Below are 5,904 nucleotides of genomic sequence, written 5' to 3' on the forward strand. Positions count from 1 at the left end.
ATCATGTATTGGATGGTATGTCCCATTGGTAAATGAGCTAACCCAAAAGAAGGGCGGCAGCACAGCACCGCAGCTGCACCACCGCCCTAACACACAAGAACCTACCTATCGTAACTGTCTATCAGTCAGAAACCTCAAAAGATGAACGCACCCTCAAAGGCTCCGCAGCCCTCAATACCGCAGGACGAGACCATAAATCCCCCACACCCTTCACCACTGGCAAGGGAACACGGCTAGGTTTGCCCGCTAAACGACGATGTGCCATGGTCTTAAACGACCGTACGCTGGCATAACCTAACAATGCAGCGGCCTCATCTGCAGTACATGTACACGCCGTTAGAATATCCTCCAACGTGTGAGTTTCTACCAGCCATTGAGCCAGCTGCTCATCAGTATCCGTATATTCAAGTGCCCGTTCTAGGCGTTCGCGTAGGCTTCCTGTTTTCTGTTGATGATGTGTCATGATGATGTGCCTCCTTCCAGGTGTGAGGTGTGTTTTAGCGGCGCTTACGGAATTGGCTCCAGAAGCCTCGGCGGGTGCCCGCCTGATCCTGTGCCTTGCGTTCTTCCTTGCTGCGCACTGCGTCGAAAGAGACCATTTGAATCTGCACAATGCGTCCAGCGGAACCGTCATAGACGGCCTGAAGCTGATGCATGAGCCAGGATTCAAAGCTGCCCTTGTGCTGATCTTTCACGTCAGCTAGTACGTCAGAGGCGTGGAAACCGCGCTTGCTACCGACGCGTAGCTGATGGCGGGTTCCGTCGGCGTTCTGTACGGTCACGTTCATGTTCACGCGCTTGTCAGTGTGCGCCTGGCGACGGGTGACATCATGCAAGTCATCCATGGCAGCTTTGAAGCCAGAGACGCGGCCCTTCGTCTTCTTACCCATTGGCATGTCAATCATGTAGAAACGGTTTCCGTCAGCGCCTTCAACGGGTTTGTGATGGATAAAGGCGCTACGGCGCGGTTTGGGGACCGGGGTGCCACGCGTATCTGAAGGAACGACTGACTTCTTCTTCGAGCCGCGCGGGGCACGCACGCGAGCCAGCTTGCCGTCCTTGCGGCGGCGGCGGGGTGCCTGATGTTGCACCTGGCCGGTCTCAGCTAGCTCAGTGCCAGGAATGCGGTAGGCTTCGTTCTTGCAGGTGCCTGCTAGAAGCTTACGAACTAGAGTTTCAGAGCGACCTAGCTGCTCGGCAATCTTCTTATTGCTTAGCCCGTGTACCTGCTTGACGTAGGCGAAAAGCTGAGAAAGCGGTGCTTTTTGCGGGTCCATCATTCACATCCTCTCTAGGGTCTAAACGTCTTCTTCGAAGAGGTCGTAATCGAACAAGCCATCTTCCGGGGGGATAAATTCATGCTCGAAGACGGCATCATCGACACCGTGCGTGTACCCGGATTTCACGGCTCGGTCTCGTAGCTTGTCACGGTCAGAACGTAGCACCGGGGTCTTGACCGGGCCAGGTAGCCAGCCCTGAAGGCGCAGCAGACCTGCACGCCCATCATCGGCGCCACCATTAGCTACAGGCAGCGACCAGGTCGGTAGCACCGTCGAGTAGATCGCGTCACCGTTAATGCCGATGATGGACCGGCCCGGCAGGGTTAGAGCGCCGGTCTCCACCGGATCGAACCCCTTACGACGCACCGTATGATGCAACACACGAGCGCGACCCCTACCCCATACCTGCACTGCAAATTCGGGGCGATAGAAGGCCTGCTGGCGGGGGTTGTGGTTTTGGGGGAGGGTGTAGATGAAGGCGTTGCCTTTACGTTCTGCGGTGCCTTGGTACTTGGCGGGGATGTTGGCGAAGTCGTAGGTGATGGCGGTAGCGGAGCGGCCACGGGAGGCAAAAGCACCGATGGACTGAATGACAATGGCGCGCAGTGCTGCGCTGATGGCCTTGGCGACGGCAGGGTGCAGATCGGGGTGGTTGGCTACTGCTTCTCGGGCTTCAGAGAGGCGATCGGCCCAGGTGTCCAGGGGTCGGGCGTTGACCATGCGGCGGGTTGCCTCGTCGGCGCCGGGCTCGAAGCGCTTGCGCTGCGCCTTCTTTTCGGTGGTGAAGAGAATGCCTTCGAGGAAACGGAAGTGCCAGCCGAATTTTTGGGCGACGAAGAGTTCGGAGGCGTCAACCCATGCCTGACCGCGTGCGCCGGGGCGGTTGGGGTAGAACCAGCCGTGGGTCTTGTCCTCGAAGGGGATGCCGAAGAGTCCGACGTGTTCCCAGGTGTCGGGTACGGTGAATTCGACGGCGAAGCGGGCGCGCACGTACGGGTTGTTGCGCCAGAGGTCTTCGCACTGCTTGGCGGTCAGGCGGTGTCCGGGGCCGGTGCCCAGTTCGCGGCAGAGGGCCGAGTACATGAAGCGGCCATCAACGTAGGAGAAGCCGTCAAGCTGCGGGGTGTGCCTCGGGTCAATCATGGGGACGACGTCGGGGTGTTGAGGCATGGCGTCGCCGAGTACGAGGTGGTCGAGGTGGTGCTGGGTGCTGGTGCGGTGCAGGTCCTCGGCAATGTCCGGGTCTACGGGGATGGGGGCGTAGTTCTTGGGCAGGGAGGCTGCCCACAGGTTCTGCCCGGTGGCGGCGGGGGTGAGCATGAGCGGGGATCCCTCGCCGAGGTCAGAACGGAAGAACCAACGCAGAAGAGATTCAAGGGTGTTCCAGGCGCGGCGGGCTTGGTCGGGGGTGAGATTGATTTTGCCGAACCACTCGGAGGAAACTTTCACGTCGATGCGCTGGCCGGTTTCTACATTATCGAAGCGTCCGGTGGGAGGGGTGCCGAGCCAGTGACCTCTAGGGGTTTCCCAGCCGGGGGTCTGAGTAAGGAGCCAGTGACGGGTTTTGCGGTCGTTGGGGGGTACTTTGCCGGTAAGGAAGATACGGGTGACCGGCTGGCCTGCAACGCGCAGCTGGGCTGCGGCGTTGAGCTTATCGACCAGGTTGGGGTTTTTGCGGCGTGCACCGGCGGCGGCTTTGAAGGTGACACCGTCGGAGGTGACACCGTATCCGGTTTCGTAGTCCATGAAGGCGGTGGTGATGGGTTTGGGGGTCCATGGGGTGGGGCGCACGCTACTCTCCTGTTGTTGATTTACAACTTTTGTCACTGTGACAAATATATAGTTCCTTGGTATTGCGGGCAAGTTGCCACGCCGTTTCTTGTGGTGTGATATACTCGGACTGAAAAAAGCTCGCTTGCGAGGAGTTTTGAGGGCCGAGTATCTACCCCAAAAAACTATAATATGCAGACCGTAATTGTAGGGTGGTGGATGAGGTCTTTAGAAGCTTCAGGTACCTAGCTGCCTCGCCTGTTGGCGTGCAGGATGGGTGCTTGTGTGTGAACGTGTGAAAAGCCCCGCTAGAACGTGTCGTTCTAGCGGGGCTTGTCCGTATCTGGAGGCCAGAGCGCTCCATCCGCAATGAGGGAGCAGAAGATAAAAAATGGGTCTGGGAATCCGACATTCCCAGACCCATATAACAACACGACATGAACCGACGATAGGAGGTTCCATGTCAGAACCTAATATACCCTCTGACCCCCTTGCGCTCATAAATGAGTCAGGGATCTAGCTTTTAGTCATCCTGGGTTTGCGTGTGGCGCTGGTGCCACTCAAGCATCTCGGGTAGCAGCAGGGCAGGTTCTACCTCCTTGCCGATGTACTCAGCAGTATCATCACCTACAACGAACCAGTCATCAGGCTTGGAGTCAATGTACTCTTCCCACTCAGAAAGGGACCAGAATCCAAAGCGCTCATCACTTGCATCAACAAACGCCCAATCGGTAGGAAGCATCTGGGGGTCTTCTGCGGTGTCATTGAGCTTCGCCTTGTGCACGAGGTTTCGCCAGTTCCGCTTGGTCATCACAAGCGAATTGGCACCATCTTCGAAGAACTCGTCACGGTCGGCAATGTAGGAATTGCTACGCAGACGCTGCCAGAACTGCTCAAGAGTGATAACACCCTTCTTCAGCAGCAGGCACAAGAACTCCACACGATCACGGCGCGGGGCGAAACCGCCAGTGGGCATATTCGAGCTCAACGGGAAAAGGAAACCAGCACGGTAATCATCAAGATTCACCGTATCCCAGGTGAAGCCGTTACCGTCGCCATCCTTACGCGGTTCAAGCAACCACATGCCGGTCGGTTCGTAGATTGCGACAAGCATCTGTGCCGAACCTGCCTTACCGATACGGGTATAGTTCTTCAGTAGCTGCTTACGAACATACTGCTGTTGCTCATCATTGAGGCTATAGCCACCCTTTGGGCGACGCCTGAAGTTTAGTGCCTTATCCTCAATGCCCAGCTTCAGCAAGCTCCTGTGCCGCTTAGCCATGGTTGCAATCATCGTATCGCTCAAAGGCACCGCCGCCGCCAAAGTAGTCATGGTCTCGAAGGGGGTTACGAGGTTGGTAGCGCGCAGTTCAGCCTCGTAGTGCGAAGGGCGGTTGGTGTACTCGTCTGCTACGAACTCGAGCTTTTCATCAAGGGTCAGCGTGGCATTGTTCTCACGGTACCACTGCGCGTCCTCTTCGTCTCCTGCGTCTTCTGCCCATTCAAGCAGCTGCTGCAGTAGAGCATCCACATTGTACAAATCCTTATAGATGCGGTCGTAGAATTCCTGGCGCTCATCATTGATAACCTCACGTTCTTCAACCATGCGCAGGTTAGCCTCGTGCTCGGCCTCGTAAGCGTGCTGTTCTTCCGGGGTCAGCGAATCCCACCATGCCTTCTCTTCTGCCCGGTCCAGCTCGTCCTCCGTGAGCGGCACCTGCTGCGTCGCCTCGGAAGCATTGAGCTGGTCGTCGCCTGCAGATAAGTGCGCATTACTAGAGGTCATGATGAGTCCTTTCACATAAGGGCTCTTGATGGATCTCAAGAACCTGGGTAGTTACCGTATCGGGGGCTGCTACAAACCGCCCTGAGAGCCAAAGACGCAATGCATCTTGGAGCACCCTCCTCCACTACGAGGAAGACCCTAAGCCGCTTGCACAACCTACCGGTAACGCTTGAATATGCTCTCAGTTTAGAGACAGAACAAAATCAGTGCGCGCGGTTTGGTCATTCCAAAACCAAGAAGACCACCACCCCCCTCCCAAACAGGTGGAGCCCCCACACCCAGTCACGGTAGAATCGAAGCCCATACGCTTCCTCTCCATCTGGCAGAATCCGGCACACCAAGAACCGTAGACTCCTGAACCTCATGAAGAGATTCTGGGCCCCACCAGAAAATCATTGGAGACAACGACCACTAGGCAGCCGCAAGACAGGTCCCACCCAGGTGGAGAGGAACCTCTTTGCACTCACACACAAAGAGCGGAACATAACATAGAACATGTTCTAAAACATGCGACAAATACCACCAAGAGGCACCCCTACCCCCTCAATCAGTTCATGGTTTCTTCACCTCTACCACCCCACGGAATCCCACCTTGCTCGCGCTCGTACCGTATCCTTTAGCCGCCATGTTCGCAGCATGAGGCGTTCCTGCTGCATACTTTCTCTGAGCAAAGCGTGAACCCCTATGGCTTAGAGTGGCACATAATATGGAACATGTACTATGACTTGTTCTGTGGTTTGCTGACAAGGAATATCTACCGGCACCCACCCTATGAGTGTCGTGGGTTTTAGGGGTTGTGCGCTTCGGGCCCTTTTCCTTGGTCTGGTGCCCCCTGTTTTTGGTGGTGCCCCTATTTTTGTCTCTGTGTTTCTTGGTGGAAGGGAAGGATGGTTGATGTTTCTTACGTGGAAGGCTCATTCCCAAAGCGTGTGCTGCGGATTTCAATCTTTCTCTGAGGGATGTTCGGGGGTTGTTGGCTGGTTCTTGGGTGGTGCCTGGGGCTGCTGCTGCTTCTGGCCGCCCCGCCCCTACTACCCCCCCCCCTACTACCCCCGCCCCCACTGCCGC

At 56.6% G+C, this 5,904-nt stretch carries 3 protein-coding genes; all 3 read right to left on the minus strand.

Translation table 11 applies throughout. The features are described 5' to 3' along the window. Positions 1 to 497: 497 nt before the first annotated feature. The 3 genes from HMPREF2942_RS00840 to HMPREF2942_RS00850 all read right to left on the minus strand — a co-directional run bounded on the left by HMPREF2942_RS00840 (position 498) and on the right by HMPREF2942_RS00850 (position 4,836). Positions 498 to 1,280 (minus strand): hypothetical protein, encoded by a 783-nt coding sequence (locus tag HMPREF2942_RS00840; RefSeq protein WP_070687954.1) that lies wholly within the window; start codon positions 1,278 to 1,280, stop codon positions 498 to 500. Positions 1,281 to 1,298: 18 nt separating this feature from the next. Further along, positions 1,299 to 3,071, minus strand: a complete 1,773-nt coding sequence (locus HMPREF2942_RS00845; RefSeq protein WP_070687955.1) for a hypothetical protein — start codon at positions 3,069 to 3,071, stop codon at positions 1,299 to 1,301. A gap of 502 nt (positions 3,072 to 3,573) precedes the next feature. Continuing rightward, positions 3,574 to 4,836, minus strand: a complete 1,263-nt coding sequence (locus HMPREF2942_RS00850; RefSeq protein ID WP_070687957.1) for a hypothetical protein — start codon at positions 4,834 to 4,836, stop codon at positions 3,574 to 3,576. Between the last annotated feature and the right edge of the window lie 1,068 nt (positions 4,837 to 5,904).

This window comes from Rothia sp. HMSC071C12, from assembly GCF_001813895.1.
Taxonomy (GTDB): domain Bacteria; phylum Actinomycetota; class Actinomycetes; order Actinomycetales; family Micrococcaceae; genus Rothia; species Rothia mucilaginosa.

Coding starts and splice junctions, on each gene's coding strand:
- HMPREF2942_RS00850 (WP_070687957.1), bottom strand. CDS start 4,836: ATGACCTCTAGTAATGCGCACTTATCTGCAGGCGACGACCAGCTCAAT.
- HMPREF2942_RS00840 (WP_070687954.1), bottom strand. CDS start 1,280: ATGATGGACCCGCAAAAAGCACCGCTTTCTCAGCTTTTCGCCTACGTC.